The organism is Burkholderia glumae LMG 2196 = ATCC 33617 (assembly GCF_000960995.1).
Classification (GTDB): Bacteria; Pseudomonadota; Gammaproteobacteria; order Burkholderiales; family Burkholderiaceae; genus Burkholderia; species Burkholderia glumae.
Genome location: NZ_CP009435.1, coordinates 1,629,756 through 1,656,084, shown reverse-complemented (window position 1 = coordinate 1,656,084; position 26,329 = coordinate 1,629,756). Strand labels below are relative to the sequence as shown.

25 protein-coding genes are annotated in these 26,329 nt (G+C 70.5%); 18 read left to right on the top strand and 7 right to left on the bottom strand.

The genetic code is table 11. The features are described 5' to 3' along the window. Positions 1-3 precede the first annotated feature (3 nt). Positions 4-954 carry a protein translocase subunit SecF gene (secF, locus tag KS03_RS20150; protein WP_012734688.1) on the top strand — a complete coding sequence of 317 codons (951 nt, stop codon included), beginning with the start codon at positions 4-6 and terminating at the stop codon, positions 952-954. 217 nt (positions 955-1,171) lie between these two features. Here secF and KS03_RS20145 read toward each other — a convergent pair whose 3' ends face one another. From KS03_RS20145 to KS03_RS20135, 3 genes are all read right to left on the bottom strand, one after another. Next, positions 1,172-1,750, bottom strand: coding sequence for a YceI family protein (locus KS03_RS20145; protein WP_012734687.1), 579 nt, complete (start codon positions 1,748-1,750; stop codon positions 1,172-1,174). Positions 1,751-1,821: 71 nt separating this feature from the next. Beyond that, positions 1,822-2,382 (bottom strand): YceI family protein, encoded by a 561-nt coding sequence (locus KS03_RS20140; protein ID WP_012734686.1) that lies wholly within the window; start codon positions 2,380-2,382, stop codon positions 1,822-1,824. Positions 2,383-2,395: 13 nt separating this feature from the next. Beyond that, the gene (locus tag KS03_RS20135; RefSeq protein WP_012734685.1) at positions 2,396-2,956 is read right to left on the bottom strand and encodes a cytochrome b; all 561 of its coding nucleotides are present in this window, start codon (positions 2,954-2,956) and stop codon (positions 2,396-2,398) included. A gap of 274 nt (positions 2,957-3,230) precedes the next feature. On the opposite strand from KS03_RS20135, the gene KS03_RS20130 reads away from it, so the two are divergent. From KS03_RS20130 to KS03_RS20095, 8 genes are all read left to right on the top strand, one after another. Next, entirely contained in the window at positions 3,231-3,926 is a 696-nt protein-coding gene (locus KS03_RS20130) for a paraquat-inducible protein A (protein WP_012734684.1), read from the top strand. Continuing rightward, on the top strand, positions 3,923-4,564 hold the full coding sequence (locus KS03_RS20125) for a paraquat-inducible protein A (protein WP_012734683.1): 642 nt from the start codon (positions 3,923-3,925) through the stop codon (positions 4,562-4,564). Before KS03_RS20130 ends, KS03_RS20125 begins: the two co-directional genes overlap by 4 nt. Further along, entirely contained in the window at positions 4,557-6,197 is a 1,641-nt protein-coding gene (locus tag KS03_RS20120) for a PqiB family protein (protein WP_012734682.1), read from the top strand. The genes KS03_RS20125 and KS03_RS20120 overlap by 8 nt, the downstream gene beginning before the upstream one ends. Next, positions 6,194-6,919, top strand: coding sequence for a PqiC family protein (locus tag KS03_RS20115; RefSeq protein WP_012734681.1), 726 nt, complete (start codon positions 6,194-6,196; stop codon positions 6,917-6,919). The genes KS03_RS20120 and KS03_RS20115 overlap by 4 nt, the downstream gene beginning before the upstream one ends. 198 nt (positions 6,920-7,117) lie before the next feature. Further along, positions 7,118-9,238, top strand: coding sequence for a site-specific recombinase (locus KS03_RS20110; protein ID WP_012734680.1), 2,121 nt, complete (start codon positions 7,118-7,120; stop codon positions 9,236-9,238). Positions 9,239-9,365: 127 nt separating this feature from the next. Next, on the top strand, positions 9,366-10,673 hold the full coding sequence (locus KS03_RS20105) for a THUMP domain-containing class I SAM-dependent RNA methyltransferase (RefSeq protein ID WP_012734679.1): 1,308 nt from the start codon (positions 9,366-9,368) through the stop codon (positions 10,671-10,673). Positions 10,674-10,954: 281 nt separating this feature from the next. Then, entirely contained in the window at positions 10,955-11,401 is a 447-nt protein-coding gene (locus KS03_RS33425; RefSeq protein ID WP_012734678.1) for a VOC family protein, read from the top strand. Beyond that, a complete protein-coding gene (locus KS03_RS20095; protein WP_373419877.1) occupies positions 11,293-11,904 on the top strand; it encodes a helix-turn-helix transcriptional regulator in 612 nt (203 codons plus the stop codon). Before KS03_RS33425 ends, KS03_RS20095 begins: the two co-directional genes overlap by 109 nt. A gap of 15 nt (positions 11,905-11,919) precedes the next feature. On the opposite strand, the gene KS03_RS20090 is transcribed toward KS03_RS20095, so the two are convergent. From KS03_RS20090 to KS03_RS20080, 3 genes are read right to left on the bottom strand one after another with little or no spacing between them, the layout of a single operon-like run. Continuing rightward, entirely contained in the window at positions 11,920-13,374 is a 1,455-nt protein-coding gene (locus KS03_RS20090) for an NAD(P)(+) transhydrogenase (Re/Si-specific) subunit beta (RefSeq protein WP_012734676.1), read from the bottom strand. Continuing rightward, entirely contained in the window at positions 13,371-13,700 is a 330-nt protein-coding gene (locus KS03_RS20085; protein WP_012734675.1) for an NAD(P) transhydrogenase subunit alpha part 2, read from the bottom strand. Before KS03_RS20085 ends, KS03_RS20090 begins: the two co-directional genes overlap by 4 nt. 12 nt (positions 13,701-13,712) lie before the next feature. Further along, entirely contained in the window at positions 13,713-14,858 is a 1,146-nt protein-coding gene (locus tag KS03_RS20080; RefSeq protein WP_012734674.1) for a Re/Si-specific NAD(P)(+) transhydrogenase subunit alpha, read from the bottom strand. A gap of 280 nt (positions 14,859-15,138) precedes the next feature. On the opposite strand from KS03_RS20080, the gene KS03_RS20075 reads away from it, so the two are divergent. The 3 genes from KS03_RS20075 to KS03_RS20065 all read left to right on the top strand — a co-directional run bounded on the left by KS03_RS20075 (position 15,139) and on the right by KS03_RS20065 (position 18,643). Then, positions 15,139-15,648: an NUDIX hydrolase gene (locus tag KS03_RS20075; RefSeq protein ID WP_012734673.1), complete on the top strand. Its 510-nt coding sequence runs from the start codon at positions 15,139-15,141 to the stop codon at positions 15,646-15,648. Further along, a complete protein-coding gene (mnmA, locus tag KS03_RS20070; RefSeq protein ID WP_012734672.1) occupies positions 15,645-16,826 on the top strand; it encodes a tRNA 2-thiouridine(34) synthase MnmA in 1,182 nt (393 codons plus the stop codon). The genes KS03_RS20075 and mnmA overlap by 4 nt, the downstream gene beginning before the upstream one ends. A 197-nt stretch (positions 16,827-17,023) precedes the next feature. Further along, positions 17,024-18,643, top strand: coding sequence for an FMN-binding glutamate synthase family protein (locus KS03_RS20065; protein WP_012734671.1), 1,620 nt, complete (start codon positions 17,024-17,026; stop codon positions 18,641-18,643). A 98-nt stretch (positions 18,644-18,741) separates the two neighbouring features. On the opposite strand, the gene KS03_RS20060 is transcribed toward KS03_RS20065, so the two are convergent. Then, complete coding sequence (locus KS03_RS20060; RefSeq protein WP_012734670.1) at positions 18,742-19,356, bottom strand: glutathione S-transferase family protein; 615 nt, start codon at positions 19,354-19,356, stop codon at positions 18,742-18,744. 237 nt (positions 19,357-19,593) lie between these two features. Here KS03_RS20060 and KS03_RS20055 point away from each other — a divergent pair, with 237 nt between their 5' ends. The 6 genes from KS03_RS20055 to ruvC all read left to right on the top strand — a co-directional run bounded on the left by KS03_RS20055 (position 19,594) and on the right by ruvC (position 26,306). Then, positions 19,594-21,021 carry an aminopeptidase P N-terminal domain-containing protein gene (locus KS03_RS20055; RefSeq protein WP_012734669.1) on the top strand — a complete coding sequence of 476 codons (1,428 nt, stop codon included), beginning with the start codon at positions 19,594-19,596 and terminating at the stop codon, positions 21,019-21,021. Between the two features lie 52 nt (positions 21,022-21,073). Further along, positions 21,074-22,279 (top strand): UbiH/UbiF/VisC/COQ6 family ubiquinone biosynthesis hydroxylase, encoded by a 1,206-nt coding sequence (locus tag KS03_RS20050; RefSeq protein ID WP_012734668.1) that lies wholly within the window; start codon positions 21,074-21,076, stop codon positions 22,277-22,279. A 178-nt stretch (positions 22,280-22,457) separates the two neighbouring features. After that, positions 22,458-23,501, top strand: coding sequence for a tRNA dihydrouridine synthase DusB (gene dusB, locus KS03_RS20045; RefSeq protein WP_012734667.1), 1,044 nt, complete (start codon positions 22,458-22,460; stop codon positions 23,499-23,501). Between the two features lie 4 nt (positions 23,502-23,505). After that, a complete protein-coding gene (locus KS03_RS20040; RefSeq protein ID WP_012734666.1) occupies positions 23,506-23,739 on the top strand; it encodes a Fis family transcriptional regulator in 234 nt (77 codons plus the stop codon). Between the two features lie 45 nt (positions 23,740-23,784). Next, the gene (purH, locus tag KS03_RS20035; protein WP_012734665.1) at positions 23,785-25,350 is read left to right on the top strand and encodes a bifunctional phosphoribosylaminoimidazolecarboxamide formyltransferase/IMP cyclohydrolase; all 1,566 of its coding nucleotides are present in this window, start codon (positions 23,785-23,787) and stop codon (positions 25,348-25,350) included. Between the two features lie 413 nt (positions 25,351-25,763). Continuing rightward, positions 25,764-26,306, top strand: coding sequence for a crossover junction endodeoxyribonuclease RuvC (gene ruvC / locus KS03_RS20030; protein WP_012734664.1), 543 nt, complete (start codon positions 25,764-25,766; stop codon positions 26,304-26,306). Positions 26,307-26,329: the final 23 nt, after the last annotated feature.

Below are 26,329 nucleotides of genomic sequence, written 5' to 3'. Positions count from 1 at the left end.
CACATGGAATTTTTCCGCATTCGTAAAGACATCCCGTTCATGCGGCACGCGTTGGTGTTCAACGTGATATCGCTCGTGACGTTCCTGGCCGCCGTGTTCTTCCTCGTGCATCGCGGCCTGCACCTGTCGGTGGAATTCACCGGCGGCACGGTGCTCGAAGTGCAGTACCAGCAGGCGGCCGAACTCGAGCCGGTGCGCGCCGCGCTCGGCAAGCTCGGCTACGCCGACGCGCAGGTGCAGAGCTTCGGCACCTCGCGCAACGTGATGATCCGCCTCGCGCTGAAGTCGGGCCTGACCTCGGCGCAGCAGAGCGACCAGGTGATGGCGGGCCTCAAGGCGCAGAACCCCGACGTGCAGCTGCAGCGCGTGGAGTTCGTCGGCCCGCAGGTCGGCAAGGAACTCGCCACCGACGGCCTGCTCGCGCTGGCCTGCGTGGTGATCGGCATCGTGATCTACCTGTCGTTCCGCTTCGAGTGGAAATACGCGGTGGCCGGCATCATCGCCAACCTGCACGACGTGGTGATCATTCTCGGCTTCTTCGCGTTCTTCCAGTGGGAGTTCTCGCTGTCGGTGCTGGCCGCGGTGCTGGCCGTGCTGGGCTACTCGGTCAACGAATCGGTCGTGATCTTCGACCGGATCCGCGAGACCTTCCGCCGCGAGCGCAGGATGACCGTGCAGGAAGTGATCAACCACGCGATCACGAGCACCATGTCGCGAACCGTCATCACGCACACCTCGACCGAAATGATGGTGCTGTCGATGTTCTTCTTCGGCGGCCCGACGCTGCACTACTTCGCGCTGGCGCTGACGGTCGGCATCATGTTCGGCATCTATTCGTCGGTGTTCGTGGCGGGCTCGCTCGCGATGTGGCTCGGCATCCGCCGCGAGGATCTGATCCGCGACAAGAAGGGCGCGCACGATCCGAACGATCCGAACGCGGGCGCGCAAGTCTGAGGCGCGGCGCCCGGCACCTGGCGTCACCCGGAAAACCGGCCCGGCGGGCCGGTTTTTTTTCGTCCGCGAGGCGCTCCGACGGCCGGTGCGGCGCCGCACGCGGCGGCTCAGGCGGCCGCGCGGCTTCGTTAACGGCAAAACCGCCGCGCCCGTTGCCGGGTCGCGGCGGTATCACGCGTTCCTGCGGCGCCGGGCGCCGGCCATGGCTATGGCTGGCTTACTGCGCGACCCCTTCGGCCGAGATCAGCAGCTTGGTCTTCATCTTGAAGCCGTACTGCTTGCCGTAGTCGATGCCGAATTCGTCGCGGTTGAATTCGCCGACGGCGTCCACGCCGCACACCTCGCGCTTGAGCATCGGGTGCTGCATGCACTTGAACGAGTCGATCTTCAGCGTCAGCGGCTTGGTCACGCCGTGCAGCGTCAGGTTGCCGACCACCGCCACCGGCTTGTCGCCCTCGAACTTCAGGGTGCCCTTGTAGGTCGCGTCCGGGTACTTCGCCGCATCGAAGAATTCCGGCGTCTGCACGTGCTCGTCGAGCTTCGCGCTGCCGGTGTGGATCGACGCGATCTTGGTGGTCACCTCGACGCTGCCCGTCTTGGCCGCGCGATCGAGCGTCACGGTGCCGCTCGACTCGTCGAACTTGCCGCGCCACACCGACAGGCCGCCGAAGTGGTCGGTCTCGAAGCTCGGGTAGGTGTGGCTCGGGTCCAACTGGTAGGTCACCGGCGCGGCCATCGCGGGGATCGACAGGGCGGCGGCGAGCGCACCGGCGGCCATCATCAGGGGCTTGTTCAAATCATTCTCCTAGTTTGCGGTTGAACGGGCGCCACGGCAGCGCGGTGCCCGGATACGATTCGCCGGCGCGATCACTTCGCGGCGACGAGATGGAACTTGATCTGGACTTCGTCGGCGACGATCGAGGTGTCCTTCCATTCGCCGGTGCCGATCTCGAAGGTCGAGCGCTTGATCGGCAGCACGCCGTCGAACACGCGCGTCGCGCCGCTGTCGGTGACCGTCACGGGCACCGTGACCGGCACCGTCTTGCCCTTGATGGTCAGCTTGCCGGCCACCTCGTACTTGTTGCCGCCCGCCGGCGCGATCGACGACGAGACGAAGCTCGCCTGCGGGAACGCCTTCGCGTCGAACCACTCCTTGCCGGCCACCTGGTCGTTGTACATCTTGTCGCCCAGGTCGAAGCTGGCGACGTCGATGCTCACGCGCGCGCTGCCCTGGGCCGCCTTGGCCGGATCGAACTTCAGGTCGGCGCTGAACTTCTTGAACACGCCCTCGGTCGGCACGTTCATCTGCTTCGAGACGGCCGACACCTTGCTCTTGGCGAGGTCCATCTGCGCGAGCGCGCTGCCCGAGAAGGCGAGCGCGGCGGCGGCCACGGCCGCGAGCACGGAACGATGCAATGCAATCTTCATGACGAGCCTTGTCTTATTTGAGGAACGGGAGCATGCGCGCGAGCACGCCGTCGCGATCGAGCAACTGGTGCTTGAGCGCACCGAGCAGGTGCAGCGACACCAGCGCGAGCAGCGTGTAATTGAGCGTCACGTGCAGGGTTTTCAGCGTTTGCTTCAACGCCGGATCGGGATCGATCAGGCGCGGCAGCGGGACCAGGCCGAGATAGACGACCGGGATGTTCGAGGCCGAACTGTAGAGATAGCCCGTGACCGGGATCGCCAGCATCAGCAGGTAGAGCAGCGCATGGACGGCGTGCGCGCCGCCCGTGGCGAGCCGCGAGGTACCGGCCGGCAGCGGCGGCGGCACGTGGGTTGCTCGCCACAGCACGCGGATCACGGCCAGCGCGAACACCGTCACGCCGATCCACTTGTGCCAGGAGAAATACTTGAGCTTGGTGGGCGTGAACCCGGGGATGTCGGTCATCACCCAGCCGAGCGCGAAACCGCAGACGATCAGCAGCGCGATCAGCCAGTGCAGCGCGATCGCGGTGCGCGTATAGCCGGCCGGCCGGTTCGGCGACAGGGTCGATGCCATCGGAGTGCCTCGCAAAGACGGGGAGCGGCGCCGGCCCTGGCTGCCAGGGATCCGACACATTCACGGGCGCCATGCTACCGCAACATCCCGGCGGCCGTGGGGGCCGGAAACGGACCGGGAGGTCGGATTCGGCGCGCGCGCGCGACGGCGGCCCGGCCGGCCCGCGCGGGCCGCGAAAACGGGGTTGACACCGCAAAAACCGCGTTTTGGTAAGATTGGCGCGGGTTCCAGCCTTTCCCAGCGTCCCCGTGATGGCGCGCAACCGTCTTCCCACATGGAAAGAAACGATCTGATTGCCTGTCATGAGTGCGACGCACTGTTGCACAAACCGCAGCTTGGCCGCAAGGAGAGCGCGCGCTGCCCGCGCTGCGATGCGTTGCTGTACCGCAGCAGCTCGACCCGCATCGAGCCGCTTTGCGCGCTCACGCTCGCCGCGCTGATCACGTTCGTGATCGCCCAGGCCTTTCCGATCCTCGAGATGGAGGTCAACGGCATCCGCGTGCGGACCACGCTGCTCGGCGCGCTCGGCGCGCTGTGGGACCAGGACATGCGGATCGTCGCGATCATGGTGTTCTGCTCGACCCTGCTGTTCCCGCTGATCGAGATGGCCGCGCTGCTCTACGTGCTGTTCCCGCTGCGCGCCGGCTACCTGCCGCCCGGCTTGAACGCCGTGCTGCGCGCGATCCAGCTGGTGCGGCCATGGGGCATGATCGAGGTGTTCATGCTCGGCATCCTCGTCACCATCGTCAAGATGGTGAGCCTCGCGCGCGTGGTGCCGGAAGCCGCGCTGTTCGCGTTCGGCGCGCTCACGCTGATGCTGGCCGCGGTCGTGATGTTCGACCCGCGCGCGCTGTGGGATGTCGCCGACGCGCTGCGCGCGCCCCGCGCCGGCGCCCCGGATGCCGATGCGGACCATGCGGCGGGCCCGTCCGGCTCCGCCGCGGCCGCCAGCGGAGCCCCGCGCCCATGAAGATCGTCTCCGCAGCCAGCCGGGGCATGGCGAGCTGCCACGCCTGCGGCCAGGTGCAGAAGCTCGCGCGCCGCGACGCGCACCCCGCCGAGCCGTGCGCGCGTTGCGGCGCGCCGCTGCACCTGCGCACGCCGGACAGCATCATGCGCACCTGGGCGCTGCTGCTGGCCGCGGCGATCCTGTATATTCCCGCGAATCTGTTGCCGATCATGCGCACCGCCTCGATCGTCGGCGCCCAGGAAGACACCATCATGAGCGGCGTCGTCTACTTCTGGGTGTCGGGCGACTGGCCGCTCGCGGTGGTGGTGTTCGTCGCCAGCATCCTGGTGCCGATGCTCAAGCTCGGCGCGCTGACGATCCTCGTCATCAGCGTGCAGCGCCGCTCGGCCTGGCGGCCGATGCAGCGCACCCGGCTGTACCGGATCGTCGAGCGGATCGGCCGCTGGTCGATGCTCGACATCTTCGTCGTCACGCTGACCGTCGCGCTGGTTCACTTCCGGTCGCTGGCCGAGATCACGGCCGGCCCCGGCGCGCTCGCGTTCGGCTCGGTGGTGATCCTGACGATGCTCGCGTCGATGCAGTTCGATCCGCGCCTGATCTGGGATCACGTCGTTACCTCTGGAAAACACCATGAATAGTCCGCAAGGCCCGCAGCACGACCCGAACGCGGCTCCCCCCGACGGCCCCGAACTGCCGTCGCCCGTGGTTGCGCGGCGCAGCGGCTGGCTGCCGTCGCTGGTCTGGCTGGTGCCGCTGGTGGCCGCGCTGATCGGCGTCGGGCTGGTCGTGAAGTCGGTGTTCGACCGCGGCCCCGAGATCACCATCAGCTTCCGCAGCGCCGAGGGGCTCGAACCGGGCAAGACCCAGGTCAAGTACAAGGACGTCGAGATCGGCACGGTCAAGACCATCAAGCTCTCGAAGGATCTCTCGCACGTGCTCGTCAACGTGCAGCTGAAGAAGGAGGCCGAGGACTTCGCAGTGAAGGGCTCGCGCTTCTGGGTGGTGCGGCCGCGCGTCGGCGTGAGCGGCGTGTCGGGGCTCAACACGCTGCTGTCGGGCGCCTACATCGGCGTGGACGCGGGCCGCTCGTCGGATAGCGAGTCCGACTTCGCCGGGCTCGAGACGCCGCCGCCCGTCACCGGTGACGAGAAAGGCACCTCCTACGTGCTGCGCGGCGATTCGCTCGGCTCGGTGGACATCGGCTCGCCGGTCTACTACCGGCGCGTGCAGGTCGGCCAGGTGGTCGGCTTCTCGCTCGACAAGGACGGCAAGGGCGTGACCTTCAACGTGTTCGTCAATGCGCCCTACGACCAGTACGTCGGAACCAACACGCGCTGGTGGCAGGCGAGCGGCGTGGACCTGCGGCTCGATTCGAGCGGCTTCAAGCTCAACACGCAGTCGCTCGCCACCGTGATCCTCGGCGGCCTCGCGTTCCAGTCGCCGCCCAACCAGTCGGCCGGCGAGCCGGTGAAGAACGGCGCGACGTTCCGGCTCGGTGCCGACCAGGCCGACGCGATGCGCGACCCGGACGGCCAGCCGGTCGACGTGGTGATGAACTTCAACCAGTCGCTGCGCGGCCTGTCGGTGGGCGCGCCGGTGGACTTCCGCGGCATCGTGCTCGGCAACGTCACCAACATCGGGATCGAATACGACCCGCAGCACAAGAATTTCATGATGCCGGTCACCATGAACATCTATCCGGAGCGGCTCGGCAAGCGCTTCCGCGAATTGGTCGCGAGCCAGGGCGAGGCCGCGCAGCAGGACATCCTGCGGAGCCTCGTCGAGCACGGCCTGCGCGGCCAGCTGCGCACCGGCAACCTGCTGACGAGCCAGCTCTACGTGGCGGTCGACTTCTTCCCGAAGGCGCCGCGCGCCAAGCTCGACCTGAGCCGCAAGCCGGTGGAGCTGCCGACCGTGCCGAACACGCTCGACGAGCTGCAGCTGCAGGTGGCCGACATCGCCAAGAAGCTCGACAAGGTGCCGTTCGACCAGATCGGCAACAACCTCAACGATGCGCTCAAGCATGCCGACCAGCTGTTCCAGCAGCTCGACACGCAGGTCGCGCCGCAGGCGCGCGACACGCTGTCGGCCGCCAAGCAGACCTTCACGACGGCCGAGGCGACGCTGCAGCAGGATTCGCCGCTGCAGTCCGACGTGCGCGGCGCGCTCAAGGAGCTCACGCGCACGCTGCGGACCCTGAACAACCTTGCCGACTATCTCGAGCGGCATCCCGAATCGCTGCTGCGCGGCAAAGCCGGAGACCAGAAATGACCGACCGCACGCCCCGTTCCGTTCGCCGCGCCCGGGCCGGCGGCCTGAAAGCGCTCGCCGCGGCCGTGACGAGCGCCGCCGTCGCGCTCGCGACCGGCTGCGCGTCGCCGCCGTCGCACTTCTACACGCTCTCGGGCGACCCGGCCACGGTGACGGCCGGCCGCGCGATGCCGGCCAATCCGGCCTTCCTGATCCAGGTGCCGGCCGTCAGCGTGCCCGAGCAGGTCGCCAAGACCCAGTTCGTGGTGCAGCGCGACGCGGCCCGCGTGGACGTGCTCGAGGAGCGCCGCTGGGCCTCGCCGCCCGCCGACGAGATTCGCCGCGCGCTGTCGGCGGCGCTCACGCGCCGGCTCGACACGATCGACGTGGCCGACGCGGCGGTGCCGCCGGGCGTGCCCGTCTATCGCGTCAGCGTCGACGTGCAGCGCTTCGAGTCGTGGCCCGGCGAGCGCGCCGCGCTCGATGCGGTGTGGAGCGTGCGCTCGCTCGCGACGCAATCGGTCATGACCTGCCGCAGCACGCTCAGCGAGCCGGTGGCCGCCGGCTACGACGCGCTGGTGGCCGGCCACCGCAAGGCCGTCGGCGAGCTGGCCGAACGGATCGCGGCCGGCGTGCGGGCGATGGCGGCCCAGCCGGCCGGCGTCTCCACCAGGAACGGCGCGGCAGCGCCGGCCGCGGTGCGCTGCCCGCTCGAGCCCGGCGCCGCGCCGAAGGCGGGCTGAGCCGCGCTCGTTCGCGCGGCCCGGCGGCCCACGGCCGCCGCGTGCTCGTCGCCGCGCCGCGCCGCGCCGATTTGACAATCCTTGTTCATCGCGCGCGGAACCGGTGCCGCCGCCTCCGGTCGCCTTGCGTTTTCGCAATCGATTAACGATGCTTGACGCCGAGCGACGCCGCCCCCGTGGCCCACCCATCGACCGCCCATGTTCCGATCCCTGCCGATCCTCCTGAAGAAATGGCGCGCCTCGCGCAGCGCCAGCCACCAGCTCGACGCGCTGCTCGCGAACGCCGACGCCGACGCGCCCTACGCCGAGCGCAGCGAGTGGCTGATCGAGCTCGCGCACTGGCTGCGCCGCGACGGCACGCTGCAGACGCCGGGCGCGTCCGACGGCGCCGCCGCCGAGCCGCGCTCGCCCACGGCCACCGCCCACGCGCGGCTGCGCTACGTGCTGCACGTGCTCGACCGCAATCCCGCCTGGAAGACCCACGTCGCACGCATCCTGCGCGCGCTGCTGCGCGAGACCGACGCCATCTCGCTGCTCTGCGACGCCGGCATGCCGGTCCACTCGGGCTTCTTCGGCGCGCTGTTCGAGCGCATCGACGCGTCGCTGATCCCGCCGGCGCCGAACCGCCGCGAGCTGGCCGCCCTGTTCACGCTGATGTTCCCGGCGCCCGGCGACGGCGCCTGGATCGAGGCGCTGCCCGACGACCTGCTGGCACGCCTGCAGGAGCTGTTCGGCCACGACGTCAGCGAAGCCGAGCGCCACCAGCCCGGCTCGTTCTCGCGCGACCTGCTGGCCGCGCTGCACAACCTGAGCTGCCAGATCAGCTCGACCGGCCTGTCACAGACAGTGCGCAGCCGGCTCGCCGCCGACGACGCGCACCGCCCGATCGACGCGCAGCCGTTCTACCGCCTGATGCGCGCGATGCTGGCGGTGGAGGCCGCGCAGGCGGCCGTCGACGAGGGCGGCGAGCCGGACCGGCTGCTGCACGAGGTCAACTATCTGCGCGTGCTGCTCGACGAATGCCGCGAATCGGCCGACGACGTCTCGGCCCATCTCTATCGCAACGGCGTGTCGGTCGACATCGTGTTCCAGGTCGAGCGCATGCGCATGCGGATCCAGCGCGCCGAATCGCTGCTCAACGCCTGGATGGCGCGCGACGACCGCCGCGGCCTGGCGCGCCTGACCGCCGAGCTGATCGACGCGAACCTGAGCAGCCAGAGCGTCGCGCACCTGGTGCGCAGCAGCACCTCGCTGTTCGCGCGCAAGCTGGTCGAGACCAATGCCGACACCGGCGAGCACTACATCACGCGCGGCCGCGCCGACTACCTGAAGATGATGCGGATGGCCGCCGGCGGCGGGCTCGTCACGGTGGCCACCGTCTGCGTGAAGTTCTGGATCACCGGCGCCCACCTGCAGGCGATGGTCGAGGGCTTCCTGGCCGGGCTCAACTACGCGGCCAGCTTCACCCTGATGCACTTCCTGCACTTCACGCTCGCCACCAAGCAGCCGGCGATGACCGCCCCGACGCTCGCGCGCGAGCTGGACGGCACCGGCAGCGACGCGGGCATGCGCGAGTTCGTGGCCTCGGTGATCGCGCTGATCCGCACCCAGGCGGCCGCGATCACCGGCAACATGCTGGTGGTGCTGCCGGTGTGCCTCGCCGTGCAGCTCGGCGCCCACGCGCTGCTGCACGCCGACGTGATCTCGCCGGCCAAGGCGCATGCCACGCTGCGCTCGTTCTCGCTGCTCGGGCCCACGCCCGTCTACGCGGCGCTGACCGGCGTGCTGCTGTGGGCCTCGAGCCTGGTCGCGGGCTGGGCCGACAACTGGTTCGTGCTGCACCGCGTCGGCGACGCGATCGCCTGGCACCGCCGGCTGCGGCTCACGCTCGGCGCGGCCGGCGCGGCGCGGCTGGCCCGCTTCTGTCGCAGCAACGTGGCCGGGGTGGTCAGCAACGTCGGGCTCGGCATGATGCTCGGGCTGGTGCCGGCGATCGTCAGCGCCTTCGCGTTCGGCTTCGAGGTGCGCCACGTGACGCTGTCGGCCGGCTCGATCGGTGTGGCCCTCGGCGTGCTCGGCAAGGGCGCGCTCGACTCGGCCGAGCTGTGGTGGGCGGCGGCCGGCGTGCTGTCGATGGCGGTGCTCAACGTCGCCGTCAGCTTCGCGCTGGCCTTCACGATGGCGGTACGCTCGCGCAGCCTGCGGCCGACCCGGGTGCGCGCGTTGCTGGCCGCGATCGGGCGCGCCGTGCGGGCGAACCCGCTGAGCCTCATCTGGCCGCTCGCCGCCCGCGGCGAGCGCGAGACGCGTCCGCACTGAACCGGCCACGGCGCGCGAGCCGCTGCCGCATCGGCATGCCGGCGGCCCGGGCCGCGCGGGCGCGCGCCGGGCCGGCGGCGCCGCCCGCGTACAATGACGGCTTTTGCACGCCTCGCCACCCCGCCCCATGTCCTCCTCCCTATTCGATTTCTTCGCTCCCTGCCCGCGTGGCCTCGAGGCCGCGCTCGCGGCCGAACTGGCCGAGATCGGCGCGCGGCGCATCGCCGGCGCGCCGTTCGAGGCCGGCACCCAGGTGCCCGGCGGCGTCCATTTTCGCGGCGGCTGGATGGCCGGCATGGCCGCGAACCTGCATTCGCGCATCGCGAGCCGCGTGCTGCTGAAGATCGCCGATCGGCCGTACCGCAGCGAGCAGGACGTCTACGCGCTCGCGCTCGAACAGCAGTGGGAGCGCTGGTTCGCCGCCACCCAGACGCTGCGGGTGGACGTCACCGCGATCAAGTCGCCGCTCAAGAGCCTCGAGTTCGCGACGCTGCGCGTGAAGGACGCGATCTGCGACCGGCTGCGCGAGAAGACCGGCGCACGCCCGAGCATCGACACCGCCCAGCCCGACGTGCGCGTGTTCGCGTTCCTGACCGCGACGCACTGCACGCTCTACCTCGACACCTCCGGCGAGCCGCTGTTCAAGCGCGGCTGGCGGCTCGACAAGGGCGCGGCGCCGCTGCGCGAGAACCTCGCGGCCGGCATCCTGCGCGTGGCGGGCTGGACCCCGGCCGTGCCGCTCTACGATCCGATGTGCGGCAGCGGCACGTTCCTCGCCGAGGCCGCCCAGATCGCGCTCGACGTGGCGCCGGGCGTGGAGCGCCGCTTCGGTTTCGAGAAGCTCAAGCAGTACGACATCACCGCGTGGCAGACGCTGAAGGTGGCCGCGATGGACGCCAAGCGCGCCGCGCGCGGCAGGCACGCCGCGCTGCCGGTGTACGGCAGCGACATCTCCGGCGACATGCTCGACAAGGCGCGCGCGAACCTCGAACGCGCGGGCGTGCCGGCTATTTCGCTCAAGCAGGTCGACGCGCGCTTCATGGCACCGCCCACCGACACGCCGGGGCTGATCGTGGCAAACCCGCCGTATGGCGAGCGCATCGAGGTGCGCGGGCGCGGCCCGCGCGGCGACGCACGCGAGACCGGCCGCAATCGCGGCAACGACGACGCGTTCCGCCGCACCCACACCGACGCGCCCGACGGCGAATTCTTCATCGCGCTCGGCAACGCGCTGAAGCAGCGCTTCGCGGGCTGGCAGGCGTTCCTGCTGAGCTCGGACCGCTCGCTGCCGGGCCAGCTGCGCCTGCGCGAATCGGCGAAGACCCCGCTCTTCAACGGCGCACTGGAATGCCGGCTGTTCCGCTTCGACGTGGTGGCGGGCAGCGTGCGGCAGCGCCCCGCGCAGGGCGCCGAGGCGGCCGGCGGCGACGCCTAGGCGCCGCCGGCGCGCGCCGCCTCGGCGCGCCATCGCAGCAGACCCGAGGGCCGGCCTTGACCGGCCCTTGGTTCGCCCTTCTCGGCTCGCGCCCGCCCCGTCCTGCTCACGCGGCGGGGCCGGGCCGCACGCTTGGCGTCGCGTTCCCGCCAGCGCCCCGCCGCAGCGAGTCGGTCCGCGCGGCCGCCGCCGGCTGCTGACAGCACGGTGTCAGCAGCCCTGCGCCACACTGCGCCTGCCACATCCGATCGATGCGATCCCACCCTGCCAAGGAGCCACCGATGACCTCGACCGCCGCCCAGACCACCGCCACCCCGGCCGCCCACGCCCCGCGCACGCTCGCCTGGTTCAGCATTCCCGTCCTCGATCTCGATCGGGCCACGCGCTTTTACGAATCGATGCTCGACACGACGCTGCGGCGCGAGATCTCGGGCGGCGTGCCGATGGCGATGTTCGGTGCCGCCGGCGCCAAGGCCAGCGACGGCGGCCTCGTGCAGGACCCGCACGGCAGCACGCCGGGCACGGCCGGCGCGCTCGTCTACCTGAACGCGCACGCATCGGTGTCGGCCGCGCTCGAACGCGCGCGGCGCGCGGGCGGCGCCTGGCCACCGCGCAGCAGCTGGCCGAATGGCTGTCGGTATCGCCGCGCACGGTCTATCGCGACGTCCGCGACCTGCAGCTGTCGGGCGTGCCGATCGAGGGCGAGGCGGGGATCGGCTACCGCCTGAACCGCGCCGCGCACCTGCCGCCGCTGACCTTCACCAGCGAGGAGCTGGCGGCGCTCGCGGCCGGCGCGCGCATGCTCGAATCGTGGGGCGGCGCGACCCTGGCGGGCGGGGCACGCTCGGCGCTCGCCAAGATCGCCTCGGCGATGCCGGCCGACAAGCGCGTCGCGCTCGACCGCCTGCCCCTGTTCGCGCCGTCGATCCACGTGGACGCGGCGTTCCGCGAGGCCGTCGACGCGCTTCAGCTGGCCATCGACGGCCGGCGCGTCGTGCGCCTTTCCTATCGCGACAAGCGGGATGCGCCGAGCGAGCGGCGCGTCTGGCCGCTCGGCATGGCGTACTGGGGCGGGCAGTGGACGGTGGCCGCCTGGTGCGAGCTGCGCGGCGCGTTCCGCAATTTCGACCTCGCGCGGATGCGCGGCATCGTGGCCTGCGAGGTCTATCCCGACGTCGCGGGGCGCCGGCTCGCCGATTTCCTGCGCACCGTGGAGCGCGGCAGCCACTGAGCGGCGCGCGCGGCGCTATTCGACCGCCTTCACCATGTCCTCGACCACCTTCTTGGCGTCGCCGAACACCATCATGGTCTTGTCCATGTAGAACAGCTCGTTGTCGAGCCCGGCGTAGCCCGAGGCCATCGAGCGCTTGTTGACGATCACGGTGCGCGCCTTGTAGGCCTCGAGGATCGGCATGCCGGCGATCGGCGAGGCCGGATCGTTCTTCGCGGCCGGGTTCACCACGTCGTTGGCGCCGAGCACCAGCACCACGTCGGTCTGCCCGAACTCGTTGTTGATGTCGTCCATCTCGTAGACGAGGTCGTACGGCACCTCGGCCTCGGCCAGCAGCACGTTCATGTGCCCCGGCATGCGCCCGGCCACCGGATGGATCGCGTAGCGCACGTCGATGCCCTTGGCGACCAGCTTGTCGGTCAGCTCCTTCAGCGCATGCTGCGCGCGCGCCACGGCCAGGCCGTAGCCCGGCACGATCACCACCGTCTCGGCATTGCCGAGCATGAACGCCGCGTCGTCGGCCGAGCCCGACTTCACCGGCCGCTGCTCCTTCGCGGCCCCCGCGCCGGCTGCTGCCGCCTCGCCGCCGAAGCCGCCCAGGATCACGTTGAAGAACGAGCGGTTCATCGCATGGCACATGATGTACGAGAGGATCGCCCCCGACGAGCCCACCAGCGAGCCGGCGATGATCAGCATCGGGTTGTTCAGCGAGAAGCCGATCCCGGCCGCGGCCCATCCCGAGTAGGAATTGAGCATCGACACCACCACCGGCATGTCCGCGCCGCCGATCGGGATGATGATCAGCACGCCGAGCGCGAAGGCGATCGCCGTCATGATGATGAACGGCAGCCACGACTGGGTGAGGAAGAACAGCACGCCGAAGCCGAGCATGCCGAGCGCGAGCATCAGGTTGATCAGGTGCTGGCCCGGATAGACCACCGGCGCGCCCTGGAACAGCCGGAACCGGTACTTGCCGGACAGCTTGCCGAACGCGATCACCGAGCCCGAGAACGTGATCGCGCCGACGAAGGTGCCGATGAACAGCTCGATGCGGTTGCCGTAGGGGATGAAGTTCGCCGCGACGGCATCCTGCGGCACCAGCCCGAACGCCTCCGGCTCGGCCACCACCGCGTAGGCGATCGAGACCGCCGCGAGGCCGATCAGCGAGTGCATCGCGGCCACCAGCTCGGGCATCTTCGTCATTTCGACGCGCGCGGCCACATAGGCGCCCACCGCGCCGCCCACCACCAGCGCGCCGAGCACCAGCGCGAGCCCGAGCGGCAGGTTCGCGCCGAGCCAGGCGGCCTGCTTCGCGATCAGCGCGACCGTGGTGAGCATCGCGATCGCCATGCCGACCATGCCGAACAGGTTGCCGCGGCGCGCGCTCTTCGGATTCGACAGGCCCTTCAGCGCCTGGATAAAGCAGACCGAGGCGACCAGGTACAGCAGCGTGACGAGGTTCAGGCTCATTGCGCGCCCTCCTTGCCCGCCGCGCCGCCGCGCTTGGGCTCCTTCTTGCGGAACATCTCCAGCATGCGCCGCGTGACGAGGAAGCCGCCGAACACGTTGACGGCCGCGAGCGCCACCGCGATGGTGCCGAACACCTTGCCGGTGGCGCCGACGGTCAGCGCCGCGGCCAGCATCGCGCCGACGATCACGATCGCCGAGATCGCGTTGGTGACGGCCATCAGCGGCGTGTGCAGTGCCGGGGTGACGTTCCAGACCACGTGGTAGCCGACGTAGACGGCCAGCACGAAGATGATCACGTTGATCACGGTGTGATTGATGATTTCCATGGGTCTCCTCGATTATTTGCGCAGCACTTCGCCGTCGCGGCAGAGCAGCGTCGCGGCGACGATGTCGTCGGCCGGGTCGATCCGCAGCGCGCCGTCCGGGCCGATGATGAGCTTCAGGAAGTCGGCCAGATTGCGCGCGTAGAGCGCCGAGGCGTCGGCCGGCACCTGGGCGGCGAGATTGGTGTGGCCGGCGATCGTCACGCCGTGCGCGACCACCACCTGGTCGGCGACGGTGAGCGGGCAGTTGCCGCCGCGCCGGCCGGTGCCGTCCACCTCGGCGCCGCGGCCGGCGGCCAGATCGACCAGCACCGCGCCCGGCTTCATGGCCGCCACCGTCTCGGCAGCGATCAGCGTGGGCGCCGGGCGCCCCGGAATCAGCGCGGTGGTGATCACGATGTCGGCCTGCTTGGCGCGCTCGTGCACGAGCGCGGCCTGGCGCGCCAGCCATGAAGGCGGCATCGGCCGCGCGTAGCCGCCGGTGCCCTGCGCGGCCTCGCGCTCCTCGTCGGTCTCGAACGGCACGTCGAGGAACTTCGCGCCGAGCGATTCGATCTGCTCCTTCACGGCCGGCCGCACGTCGGACGCCTCGATCACGGCGCCCAGCCGCTTGGCGGTGGCGATCGCCTGCAGCCCCGCCACGCCAGCGCCCAGCACCAGCACGCGGGCGGCCTTGACGGTGCCTGCGGCGGTCATCAGCATCGGCAGGAAGCGCGGGTAGAGCGAGGCCGCCACCAGCACCGCCCTGTAGCCGGCGATGTTGGCCTGCGAGGACAGCACGTCGAGGCTCTGCGCGCGCGTGGTGCGCGGCGCGGCCTCGAGCGCGAAGCCCGTCACGCCGGCCGCCGCGAGCCGCTGGGCCTGGGCGGCGTCGAACGGCTCGAGCATGCCGACCAGCACGGCGCCGCGCTTGAGCAGCGGCAGCTCGGCCGGCTCCGGCGCCTGCACCTTCAGCACGATCTCGGCACCGAACGCGGCCGCGCGCTCGCCGAGCGTCGCCCCGGCCGCGGCATAGGCCTCGTCGGGGTAACTGGCGGCGGCGCCGGCGCCGCGTTCGACCGTCACGGCGTGGCCGGCCGCCACGTATTTCTTGATGGTTTCCGGCGTCGCGGCAACGCGCGCCTCGTTCGCCCTCGTCTCGGCGGGCACTCCGATCAGCATCGTGATCCCTCCAGCTTGCGCTCTGTTATTGATTTCGATTGTGATGGCGAGCCGGAAAGCGGCAACCGGCCCGAAAGCAACGGCGTGTTCCACGCGCCAATGTACCTGAAAGCATCGCGCTCGCCGACATCGGGCCGGTTCCCGGTGGACAAACCGCTGCGGATCGGTCAAGACAGCAGTGAATAAATAGGGGCCACACCCTTAAAATTCCAATCGGGCGACGCCGGGTAGTCCCGCGCGCCTCGGCAGCGATCGCGCGCAACCGGTAAAATGCGCGGTCATGAAATCCGAACTCTGGACTCCGCACGTGACGGTGGCCGCGATCGTCGAGCGCGCCGGGCGTTTCCTCCTGATCGAGGAACACACGTCGGCGGGCCTGCGCCTGAACCAGCCGGCCGGGCATCTCGAGGCCGGCGAGACGCTCGCCCAGGCCGTGATCCGCGAGACGCTCGAGGAAACCGCGCATCCGTTCGCGCCCGAGGCGCTGGTGGGCGTCTACCAGACGCACTTCGAGCGGCCGGGCAAGGGCGGCGCGACCTACCTGCGCTTCACGTTCTGCGGCAGCGCGGGCGAGGCGGTGGCCGGGCGCGCGCTCGATGCCGGCATCGTGCGCACGCTGTGGATGACCGCCGACGAGCTGCGCGCGGTACCCGAGCGGCACCGCACGCCGGCCGTGATGCAGTGCATCGACGATTACCTCGCCGGCCGCCGCGTGCCGCTGGCGTTCATTCATACGCATTCCGTCGCGCCCGATCGCGCGACGCCCGATCATCAGGCTGTCAGCAAATGAAGAAGCAACGTGTCGTGGTCGGCATGTCGGGCGGTGTCGATTCGTCGGTCACCGCGTGGCTGCTGAAGGAGCAGGGTTACGACGTGGTCGGCCTGTTCATGAAGAACTGGGAAGACGACGACGACGGCGAATACTGCTCGACGCGCCAGGACTGGATCGACGTGGTGTCGGTGGCCGACCTGATCGGCATCGACGTCGAGGCCGTGAACTTCGCCGCCGAATACAAGGACCGCGTGTTCGCCGAGTTCCTGCGCGAATACTCGGCCGGCCGCACGCCGAACCCCGACGTGCTGTGCAACGCCGAGATCAAGTTCAAGGCGTTCCTCGACCACGCGATGTCGCTCGGCGCCGAGACCATCGCCACCGGCCACTACGCGCGGGTGCGCGAACGCGACGGACGCTTCGAGCTGCTGAAGGCGCTCGACCAGACCAAGGATCAATCCTATTTCCTGCACCGGCTGAACCAGGCGCAGCTCTCGAAAACGCGCTTCCCGCTAGGCGAGATGCCGAAGACGCAGGTGCGCGAGATCGCGGCGCGGATCGGCCTGCCGAACGCGAAGAAGAAGGATTCGACCGGCATCTGCTTCATCGGCGAGCGGCCGTTCCGCGACTTCCTGAACCGCTACCTGCCGACCCGGCCGGGCCCGATGAGGACGCCCGACGGCAGGCGCGTGGGCGAGCACATCGGCCTCGCGTTCTACACCTTCGGCCAGCGCAAGGGCATCGGCCTGGGCGGCAGCCGGGACGGCAGCGGCGAGCCGTGGTTCGTGGCCGGCAAGGACATCGCCTCGAACACGCTCTATGTGGCGCAGGGACACGACCACCCGTGGCTGCTGTCGCACGAGCTGGTGGCCGGCAACGTCAGCTGGGTGGCCGGCGAGCCGCCCGCCGACGGTTTCGTCTGCGGCGCCAAGACGCGCTACCGGCAGGCCGACTCGGCCTGCTCGTTCGCGCGCGCGAAGGCCGGCGAGGCGGGCGAGCCGCGCTTCTCGCTCGCCTTCGACGCGCCGCAATGGGCCGTCACGCCCGGCCAGTCGGCCGTGCTCTACGACGGCGAGGTCTGCCTCGGCGGCGGCATCATCGAGACGGTCGCGACCAGCCAGCCGGGCTCGGCCGCCGCACTGGCCGCGGCGCTCGGCAGCGCGGCCGAGCCGCTCGCGGGCAGCCTTGCGCGCTGACCCGCCACCTTTCAACGGCCCTTCCACGGCGCGCATGGCGAAGCGCGCCGACACGTTCTCGGTTTAGACTTGCGGCGCGCGACGATATGTCGCCGCGATCTGTCGTCTAGATTCATCGCCGCCTGTGACCGGCCCGCGTCGGCGGGGGGCGGCGCGCGCCGCGGCATGGCGGCCAACCGAAGAACAAGGAACACCCCATGTTTGCAAGACGTTATCTCGCGATGTGGTGCGCGACGCTCGCGCTCGTGCTGCTCGCCGCCCTCGCCTACGGCCACTTGATCGCCTGGCCATGGCTGCTGATCCCGGCCGGGTTCGTCGCGCTCGGCCTCTGGGACCTGAACCAGGATCGTCACGCGATCCTGCGGAACTACCCGCTCTGGGGCCATTTCCGCTTCATGTTCGAATTCATCCGCCCGGAGATCCGCCAGTATTTCGTCGAGGACGACACCGAGGAAAAGCCGTTCTCGCGCGCGCAGCGCAGCGTGGTCTACCAGCGCGCGAAGAACGTGGCCGACAACCGGCCCTACGGCACCGAGCTGAACGTCAAGGCGGTCGCCCACGAGTGGATCAGCCACTCGCTCGCGCCCACCCGGCTCGCCAACCACGACTTCCGGATCCGCGTCGGCGCGGCGCGCGCGCAGCCCTACGACATCTCGATCTTCAACATCTCGGCGATGAGCTTCGGCTCGCTGTCGGCGAACGCGATCCGCGCGCTGAACCTGGGCGCCAGGAAGGGCGGCTTCGCGCACGACACCGGCGAGGGCTCGCTCTCGAAGTATCACCGCGAGCACGGCGGCGACATCATCTGGGAGATCGCCTCGGGCTACTTCGGATGCCGCAACGACGACGGCACCTTCAACCCCGACAAGTTCGCGAAGCAGGCCGCCGATGCCCAGGTGAAGATGATCGAGGTGAAGCTCTCGCAGGGAGCGAAGCCGGGCCACGGCGGCGTGCTGCCGGCCGCCAAGATCACGCCCGAGATCGCCGAGACGCGCGGCGTGCCGATGGGCCAGGACTGCATCTCGCCCGCCTCGCATTCGGAGTTCTCGACGCCGCGCGGCCTGCTCGAATTCGTCGAGCGGCTGCGCACGCTGTCGGGCGGCAAGCCCACCGGCTTCAAGCTCTGCATCGGCCACCCGTGGGAATTCTTCGGCATCGCCAAGGCGATGCTCGAGACCGGCATCCTGCCCGACTTCATCGTGGTGGACGGCGCCGAGGGCGGCACCGGCGCGGCGCCGCTCGAATTCACCGACCACGTGGGCGTGCCGCTGCAGGAAGGGCTGCTGCTGGTCCACAACACGCTGGTCGGCATCGGCCTGCGCGAGCGCGTCAAGCTCGGCGCGAGCGGCAAGATCATCACCGCGTTCGACGTGGCGCGCACCCTCGCGATCGGCGCGGACTGGGTGAATTCGGCGCGCGGCTTCATGTTCGCGGTCGGCTGCATCCAGGCGCAGACCTGCCACACCGGCCGCTGCCCGACCGGCGTCGCGACCCAGGACGAGGTGCGCCAGCGCGCGCTGGTGGTGCCCGACAAGTCCGAGCGCGTCTACAACTTCCACCGCAACACGCTGCATGCGCTGCAGGAGCTGGTGCAGGCAGCCGGCCTCGCCCACCCGGCCGACCTGCGCGCGCATCACCTCGTGCAGCGCGTCGCGCCGCACGAGGTCCGGCTGATGTCGGAACTGCTGAAGTACGTGAAGCCGGGCGCGCTGCTGTCGGGCGAGAAGCTCGGCCTCACGCTCTACGACACCTGGTGGCCGGCTGCGCGCAGCGACACGTTCGCGATCGGCGACGCCGCCTACGCGGCCTACGACTGAGCGCGGCGCGCCAGCCACAGCTCATGAAAAACGCCCCGTCGAGACGGGGCGTTTTGCATGGGCCGCGGCGGCGCCGGGGCGCGGCGGACCGCGCTCGCTCAGTCCTGCAGCACCGTGTCGGCGAACGACGGCCGCTGCAGCAGCTTCGCGTAGTGCTTGTCGAGGTTCGGGTGGCGCTCGCGCCAGCCGAGTTCGGGCATCCGGAACTCGAGATAGCCGAGCGCGCAGCCGAGCGCGATGTCGGCCAGCGTATAGTGCGTGCCGACGCACCACGGCTTGCCGCCGAGGCCTTGCGACATGGCCACCAGCGCGTCGTCGATCTTGCGCTGCTGGCGCGCGATCCAGGCCTCGCTGCGCTGCTCCGGAGTGCGCTGCACGTGCTCGATGCGGATCGCCACCGCGGCGTCGAGCAGGCCGTCGCCGAGCGCCTCCCAGCACCGCACCTCCAGCCGCTCGCGGCCCGAGCCGGGAATCAGCTTGCCGACCGGCGACAGCGTGTCGACGTATTCGCAGATCACGCGCGAATCGAACACCGCCGCACCGTCCTCCATCACGAGACACGGCACCTTGCCGAGCGGATTCGCGGCATGAATCGCGGTGTCCGCCCCCCACACGTTCTCGAGTTCCAACTTGTAGTCGATCTTCTTTTCGGCGAGCACGACGCGCGCCTTGCGCACATACGGGCTGCTCAGTGAACCGATTAGCTTCATCATCCTGCCTAAATTGAAAACACCGCCCGGGAGTATACGTCGTCGGCGATCATAACCGGGCGCCGCGACGCGCTGGCAAGTCCGCCGGACGGCCTGTGGATCGTTTGCAACAGCAGGCCCGGATGCCCCGCGCTTTCGGGTCCGCGCCGCGGCGCGCCGCCGTCCGCCCGCCCGCCCGCCCGCCCGCCCGGCGCATGGTGCCGAAGCGCAGCGCGCGCGCCACAGCGCTACAATCGCCCCATGAACGCGCCGACCGATACCTGCCTCGTCCCCGACGTCTACCGCCAGCGCCGCGCGCGCGTGCTCGCCGCCTTGCGCGCGACGGGCGGCGGCGTCGCGATCGTCCCCACCGCGCCCCAGGCGCTGCGCAACCGCGATGCCGATTATCCGTATCGGCACGACAGCTACTTCTATTACCTGACCGGCTTCAGCGAGCCCGACGCGCTGCTCGTGCTCGATGCGAACGCCGCCGACGGCGCGCCGCAATCGATCCTGTTCTGTCGTGCGAAGCATCCCGAGCGCGAGATCTGGGAAGGCTTCCACTATGGGCCGGACGGCGCGCGCGACGCGTTCGGCTTCGATGCCGCGTTCGCCAGCGACGCGCTCGACACCGAGATGCCGCGGCTCCTCGCCGATGCCGGCGCGCTTCATTACCGCTTCGGCGCGTCGGCCGAGTTCGAGCGCCGGCTCGCGGGCTGGCTCGAGGCGGTGCGCGCGAAGAGCCGGGCCGGCGTCGCCGCGCCGGCCTCCGCGCACGATCTCACGCCGCTGCTCGACGAGATGCGCATCGTCAAGGACGCCCACGAGCAGGCGATCATGCGCCGCGCCGCCGTGATCTCCGCGAGCGCGCACCGGCGCGCGATGGCGGTGACGCGGCCGGGCATCCGCGAATACGAGATCGAGGCCGAACTGCTCCACGAATTCCGCCGCCACGGCGCGGCCGGCCCCGCCTACGGCTCGATCGTCGCGGCCGGCGCGAACGCCTGCGTGCTGCACTATCCGGCCGGCAACGCGGTGGCGCGCGACGGCGATCTGATCCTGATCGACGCGGCCTGCGAACTGGAAGGCTACGCCTCCGACATCACGCGCACGTTTCCCGCCAACGGCCGCTTCTCCGGCCCGCAGCGTGCGCTCTACGACATCGTGCTCGCCGCGCAGGCCGCGGCTGCGGCCGCCACGCGGCCCGGCGCGGCATTCGAGGCGCCGCACGAGGCCGCCGTGCGCGTGCTCGCGCAAGGGCTGCTCGACACCGGCATCGTGCCGAAGTCGCGCTTCGCGAGCGTCGACGACGTCGTGGCCGAGCGCGCCTACGCGCGCTTCTACATGCACCGCACCGGCCACTGGCTCGGCATGGACGTCCACGACTGCGGCGACTACCGCGAGCGCGGCGCCGCGCGCGACGCGCAGGGCGCGCTGCCATGGCGCACGCTGCGCGAGGGCATGGCGCTGACGATCGAGCCGGGCCTCTACGTGCGCGCGGCCGACGACGTGCCGGCCCGATTCCACGATATCGGCATCCGCATCGAGGACGACGCATTCGTCACCGCCGCCGGCTGCGAACTGATCACGCGCGACGTGCCGGTGGACGCCGACGAGATCGAGGCGCTGATGCGCGACGCGCACGGCACCTCGGGCCCGTCCGGCACTACGCCGCCGGCGCGGCCGTGACCGGCGCGCCGGCGTGCCGCCTCCCCCGAACCCGCTCCCCCGCTTTCGCCCGATGACCACCTCCGCTCCGCTTGCGCCCGCCGCCGCACCGTTCGACGCCGACCTCGCGATCATCGGCGCCGGCCCGGTCGGGCTCGCGCTGGCCGGCTGGCTGGCGCGCCGCAGCGCGACCCGCGCGCTGTCGGTCGTGCTGGTCGATGCGCGCGAGCCGTCGGCCAGCGCCGACGACCCGCGCGCGATCGCCGTCTCGCACGGCAGCCGGCTCCTGCTCGAGCCGCTCGGCTGGCCGGCCGACGCGACGCCGATCGAACACATCCACGTCTCGCAGCGCGGCCACTTCGGCCGCACGCTGATCGACCGCGACGAACACGGCGTGGCCGCGCTCGGCTACGTCGCGCGCTACGGCTCGCTGGTGGACGCGCTGGCACGCGCCGTGCGCGGCACGCCGGTGCGCTGGATGACCTCGACCCAGGCGCGCGCGCCGCGCCAGGACGCCGGCGGCGTGAGCGTGACGCTCGCGGCGCCCGACGGCGAACGCGAGCTGCGCGTGCGCGCGCTCGTCAACGCCGAGGGTGGGCTGTTCCAGGGCGGCACGGGCGACGCGCTCGATGGCCGCCACCGCCGCGACTACGGGCAAACCGCGATCGTCGGCACCGTCAGCGCCGCCGCGCCGCGCCCGCGCACCGCCTGGGAGCGTTTCACGCCCGAGGGGCCGCTCGCGCTGCTGCCGCTCGGCGGCGCGGGCCAGGCCGACTACGCGCTGGTCTGGTGCTGCGCGCCCGACGAGGCCGCGCGGCGCGCGGCACTGCCCGACGCGGCGTTCCTGAGCGAGCTCGGCGCGGCCTTCGGCGAGCGCATGGGGCGCTTCACGCGCGTCGTCGGCCGCGCCTCGTTCCCGCTCGGGCTGGTGGCCGCGCCGACGCTCGTCGAGGGCCGCATCGCCACGGTCGGCAACGCGGCGCAGACGCTGCATCCGGTGGCGGGCCAGGGCCTGAACCTCGGGCTGCGCGACGCGCACACGCTGGCCGACGCGCTTTCCGAACACGGCGCGACGCCGCTCGCGCTGGCCGCCTTCAACCTGCGCCGCGCGCTCGACCGGCGCCTCACGATCGGCGCGACCGATATGCTCGCGCGCCTGTTTACGATCGACTCGCGCCCGCTCGCGGCGCTGCGCGGCGCGGCGCTGAGCGCGCTCGAATTCGTGCCGCCGCTGAAGACGGCGATCGCGCGCCAGATGATGTTCGGCCGGCGCGGCTGAGCGGCAGCACCGCGCCGCCCGGCCGCCCGCCCAGGCGCCTGTCACCGGACCGTCACGCAAGCTTCACGGCGATTCGATGCGGTTCGGCGCTTCGCCATGCCCGGCGGCGCTTACGGTAAAATGCGCGTTTCCCATCTCCCGACCGATGCCCGCGCCCCGCGCGGGCGCCGCCATTGCGATGCCCGTTATCGGCCCCCATATCCTGCGCAACAATCTGTTCGTGGCCCCCATGGCGGGCGTCACGGACCGTCCGTTCCGTCAGCTCTGCAAGCGGCTCGGCGCGGGTTACGCGGTGTCCGAGATGGTCGCCTCGAACGCGCAGCTGTGGAAAAGCGAGAAGACCATGCGTCGCGCGAACCACGCCGGCGAGGTCGAGCCGATCGCCGTGCAGATCGCCGGCGCCGATCCGGCGATGATGGCCGAGGCCGCGCGCTACAACGTGGCGAACGGCGCGCAGATCATCGACATCAACATGGGCTGCCCGGCCAAGAAGGTCTGCAACGTGGCGGCCGGCTCGGCGCTGCTGCAGAACGAGCCGCTGGTGGTGCGGATCGTCTCGGCCGTGGTGGCGGCGGTGGGCACCGGCCCCGACGCGGTGCCCGTCACGCTGAAGATCCGCACCGGCTGGGACCGCGAGCACCGCAACGCGCTGACCATCGCACGTCTGGCCGAGGACGCCGGCATCGCGATGCTGACCGTCCACGGCCGCACGCGCGCCGACCTCTACCGCGGCGACGCCGAATACGAGACGATCGCGGCCGTGAAGGCGGCGGTAAAGATTCCGGTGGTGGCCAACGGCGACATCACCTCGCCCGCCAAGGCGAAGGCCGTGCTCGACTTCACCGGTGCCGACGCGCTGATGATCGGTCGCGCCGCGCAAGGTCGCCCATGGCTGTTCCGCGAAATCGATCATTTCCTGCAAACCGGCACCACGCTGCCGGCGCCGAGCGTCGACGAGATCCAGCAACTGCTCAACGAGCACCTGGAGGATCATTACGCGTTCTACGGGGAATTTACCGGCGTACGTACTGCACGCAAGCACATCGGCTGGTACACTCGCGGCCTTTCCGGCGCCAACGCGTTCCGGCACCGGATGAACACGCTCGATACCACACGCGAACAGCTTGCCGCCGTCAACGAGTATTTCGACGCGCAACGCGCGCTGTCGGACCATCTCGTCTATGTCGGCGACGAAGACGGCACATCCGACCCTATTCAATAGCAGCATGAGCAAGCACAACATCGAACAATGTGTCCGCGAAAGCCTGGACGGTTACTTCCGGGATCTCGACGGCTCCAATCCGCACGACGTCTACGACATGGTGATGTCCTGTGTCGAGAAGCCGATGCTCGAGGTCGTGCTCGAACAGGCGGGCGGCAACCAGTCGCTGGCCGCCGAGTACCTGGGCATCAATCGCAATACGCTGCGCAAGAAGCTGCAGCAGCACGGTCTGCTGTAGGCGGCCTCTTCTTCCCCGTTCTCCTGGCTATTGGTGCCCCCGATCATGATCAAGCAAGCGCTCCTCTCCGTTTCCGATAAAACCGGCATCGTCGAATTCGCGACGGCGTTGTCGCAGCAAGGCGTCAAGCTGCTGTCGACGGGCGGCACCGCGAAACTGCTCGCCGAGGCCGGCCTTCCGGTCACGGAAGTCGCCGACTACACCGGCTTTCCGGAAATGCTCGACGGGCGCGTGAAGACGCTGCACCCGAAGGTCCACGGCGGCATCCTCGCGCGGCGCGACCTGCCCGAGCACATGCAGGCGCTCGACGCGCACGGCATCCCGACCATCGACCTGCTGGTGGTGAACCTCTACCCGTTCGTCGCGACCATCGCGAAGGACGACTGCACGCTCGCCGACGCGATCGAGAACATCGACATCGGCGGCCCGACCATGCTGCGCTCGGCCGCCAAGAACCATCGCGACGTGACGGTGATCGTCGATCCGGCCGACTACGCGGTGGTGCTGGACGAGATGAAGGCCAACGGCAACACGGTCGGCTACGCCACCAATTTCCGCCTCGCCACCAAGGTGTTCGCGCACACCGCGCAGTACGACGGCGCGATCACGAACTACCTGACGAGCCTGACCGACGAGTTGCAGCACGCCACGCGCAGCGCCTACCCGGCCACGCTGAACCTCGCGTTCGACAAGGTGCAGGACCTGCGCTACGGCGAGAACCCGCACCAGAGCGCCGCGTTCTACCGCGACCTCGCGGCGCCGGCCGGCGCGCTCGCGAACTATCGCCAGCTGCAGGGCAAGGAACTGTCGTACAACAACATCGCCGATTCGGACGCCGCCTGGGAATGCGTGAAGACGTTCGACGCGCCGGCCTGCGTGATCATCAAGCACGCCAACCCGTGCGGGGTGGCGGTGGGCGCGAATCCGGCCGAAGCCTACGCCAAGGCGTTCCAGACCGATCCGACCTCGGCGTTCGGCGGCATCATCGCGTTCAACCGCGAACTCGACGAGGCCGGCGCGCAGGCGGTGGCCAAGCAGTTCGTCGAGGTGCTGATCGCGCCGTCGTTCTCCGCAGCGGCGCGCCAGGTGTTCGCCGCCAAGCAGAACGTGCGTCTGCTCGAGATCGCGCTCGGCGACGGCTTCAACGCGTTCGACCTGAAGCGCGTGGGCGGCGGCCTGCTGGTGCAGTCGCTCGATTCGCGCAACGTGCAGCCCGACGAGCTGCGCGTCGTGACCAAGCGCCAGCCGACGCCGAAGGAACTCGACGACCTGCTGTTCGCCTGGCGCGTCGCGAAGTTCGTGAAATCGAACGCGATCGTGTTCTGCGGCAACGGCATGACGCTCGGCGTCGGCGCGGGCCAGATGAGCCGCGTCGATTCGGCCCGCATCGCCGGCATCAAGGCGCAGAACGCGGGCCTCACGCTGGCCGGCTCGGCGGTGGCCTCGGACGCATTCTTCCCGTTCCGCGACGGCCTCGACGTGGTGGTGGCGGCGGGCGCGACGGCCGTGATCCATCCGGGCGGCTCGATGCGCGACGAGGAAGTGATCGCCGCGGCCGACGAGCACGGCATCGCGATGGTGCTCACGGGCATCCGCCACTTCCGTCACTGACCGGCCCGGCCGGACGAGCCGGCGGCCCCGGCCGGCCCGGCCGCGCCGCGCGAGGCACCCGGCGGCGAAGGCATCGCCCTCGCCGCCGGGTTTTTGCTTGCTGCGGCAACGCGCGGCCGGGCGCGGGCGCTTCGGTGCCGGCCCGATGGCGCCGGGCGCCGGTGGCTGCCATGCGCCGCCGGCGGTCGCCTGCCGAGCCTCGTCCCCGGCAGGTCCGCACATCGAACCCCGGTATCGAAGGGTCGAGATCGGACCGCGCCGGCCGGCGGGCCCGGGCGCTCGGGCCCGCCGCGCCCGGGCGGCGCGCGGCCCCGCAATGCGCCGCGCGGCCGGCCATGACGGCTCGCGCGCGGCGCGATCGTTGTACCATCGCCGGAATCCGTCTTTTCCTCTCGCCTTTCTTCGGCCAGCCCATGCGAATCATCGGCATCGACCCCGGCCTGCGCGTCACCGGCTTCGGCGTGATCGACGTCCACGGCAGCAAGCTCGCCTACGTCACGAGCGGCGTGATCCGCACCCCGAGCGCCGACCTCGCGGTGCGGCTCGGCACCATCTTCGACGGCGTCTCGACCCTGGTGCGCGAGTACAGGCCCGACCAGGCCGCGATCGAGAAGGTGTTCGTCAACGTCAATCCGCAATCGACGCTGCTGCTCGGCCAGGCCCGCGGCGCGGCGATCTGCGGGCTCGTCTCGGGCAGCCTGCCGGTTGCCGAATACACGCCGACGCAGCTGAAACAGGCGATCGTCGGCTATGGCCGCGCCACCAAGGAGCAGATGCAGCAGATGGTGGTGCGGCTGCTCGGCCTGTCGGGGCTGCCCGGCACCGATGCGGCCGACGCGCTCGGCACCGCGATCTGCCATGCCCACGGCGGCGCCAAGCTCGAGACGCTCGGCGGCCTCGCGCCCGCGCTCGTCAGGAAGGGCTTTCGCGTGCGGCGCGGCCGGCTGGTCGGCTGACGCGGCGCCGCCCTGGCCGCCAC

What these genes read in the sequence shown, in the direction of transcription:
- KS03_RS20110 (WP_012734680.1), top strand. Translation starts at nt 7,118, where the DNA reads ATGTTCCGATCCCTGCCGATCCTCCTGAAGAAATGGCGCGCCTCGCGC.
- purH (WP_012734665.1), top strand. Translation starts at nt 23,785, where the DNA reads ATGATCAAGCAAGCGCTCCTCTCCGTTTCCGATAAAACCGGCATCGTC.
- KS03_RS20115 (WP_012734681.1), top strand. Translation starts at nt 6,194, where the DNA reads ATGACCGACCGCACGCCCCGTTCCGTTCGCCGCGCCCGGGCCGGCGGC.
- secF (WP_012734688.1), top strand. Translation starts at nt 4, where the DNA reads ATGGAATTTTTCCGCATTCGTAAAGACATCCCGTTCATGCGGCACGCG.
- KS03_RS20135 (WP_012734685.1), bottom strand. Translation starts at nt 2,956, where the DNA reads ATGGCATCGACCCTGTCGCCGAACCGGCCGGCCGGCTATACGCGCACC.
- KS03_RS20140 (WP_012734686.1), bottom strand. Translation starts at nt 2,382, where the DNA reads ATGAAGATTGCATTGCATCGTTCCGTGCTCGCGGCCGTGGCCGCCGCC.
- KS03_RS20125 (WP_012734683.1), top strand. Translation starts at nt 3,923, where the DNA reads ATGAAGATCGTCTCCGCAGCCAGCCGGGGCATGGCGAGCTGCCACGCC.
- KS03_RS20060 (WP_012734670.1), bottom strand. Translation starts at nt 19,356, where the DNA reads ATGATGAAGCTAATCGGTTCACTGAGCAGCCCGTATGTGCGCAAGGCG.
- KS03_RS20065 (WP_012734671.1), top strand. Translation starts at nt 17,024, where the DNA reads ATGTTTGCAAGACGTTATCTCGCGATGTGGTGCGCGACGCTCGCGCTC.
- KS03_RS20120 (WP_012734682.1), top strand. Translation starts at nt 4,557, where the DNA reads ATGAATAGTCCGCAAGGCCCGCAGCACGACCCGAACGCGGCTCCCCCC.
- KS03_RS33425 (WP_012734678.1), top strand. Translation starts at nt 10,955, where the DNA reads ATGACCTCGACCGCCGCCCAGACCACCGCCACCCCGGCCGCCCACGCC.
- dusB (WP_012734667.1), top strand. Translation starts at nt 22,458, where the DNA reads ATGCCCGTTATCGGCCCCCATATCCTGCGCAACAATCTGTTCGTGGCC.
- ruvC (WP_012734664.1), top strand. Translation starts at nt 25,764, where the DNA reads ATGCGAATCATCGGCATCGACCCCGGCCTGCGCGTCACCGGCTTCGGC.
- mnmA (WP_012734672.1), top strand. Translation starts at nt 15,645, where the DNA reads ATGAAGAAGCAACGTGTCGTGGTCGGCATGTCGGGCGGTGTCGATTCG.
- KS03_RS20040 (WP_012734666.1), top strand. Translation starts at nt 23,506, where the DNA reads ATGAGCAAGCACAACATCGAACAATGTGTCCGCGAAAGCCTGGACGGT.
- KS03_RS20075 (WP_012734673.1), top strand. Translation starts at nt 15,139, where the DNA reads ATGAAATCCGAACTCTGGACTCCGCACGTGACGGTGGCCGCGATCGTC.
- KS03_RS20085 (WP_012734675.1), bottom strand. Translation starts at nt 13,700, where the DNA reads ATGGAAATCATCAATCACACCGTGATCAACGTGATCATCTTCGTGCTG.
- KS03_RS20050 (WP_012734668.1), top strand. Translation starts at nt 21,074, where the DNA reads ATGACCACCTCCGCTCCGCTTGCGCCCGCCGCCGCACCGTTCGACGCC.
- KS03_RS20080 (WP_012734674.1), bottom strand. Translation starts at nt 14,858, where the DNA reads ATGCTGATCGGAGTGCCCGCCGAGACGAGGGCGAACGAGGCGCGCGTT.
- KS03_RS20055 (WP_012734669.1), top strand. Translation starts at nt 19,594, where the DNA reads ATGAACGCGCCGACCGATACCTGCCTCGTCCCCGACGTCTACCGCCAG.
- KS03_RS20105 (WP_012734679.1), top strand. Translation starts at nt 9,366, where the DNA reads ATGTCCTCCTCCCTATTCGATTTCTTCGCTCCCTGCCCGCGTGGCCTC.
- KS03_RS20090 (WP_012734676.1), bottom strand. Translation starts at nt 13,374, where the DNA reads ATGAGCCTGAACCTCGTCACGCTGCTGTACCTGGTCGCCTCGGTCTGC.
- KS03_RS20130 (WP_012734684.1), top strand. Translation starts at nt 3,231, where the DNA reads ATGGAAAGAAACGATCTGATTGCCTGTCATGAGTGCGACGCACTGTTG.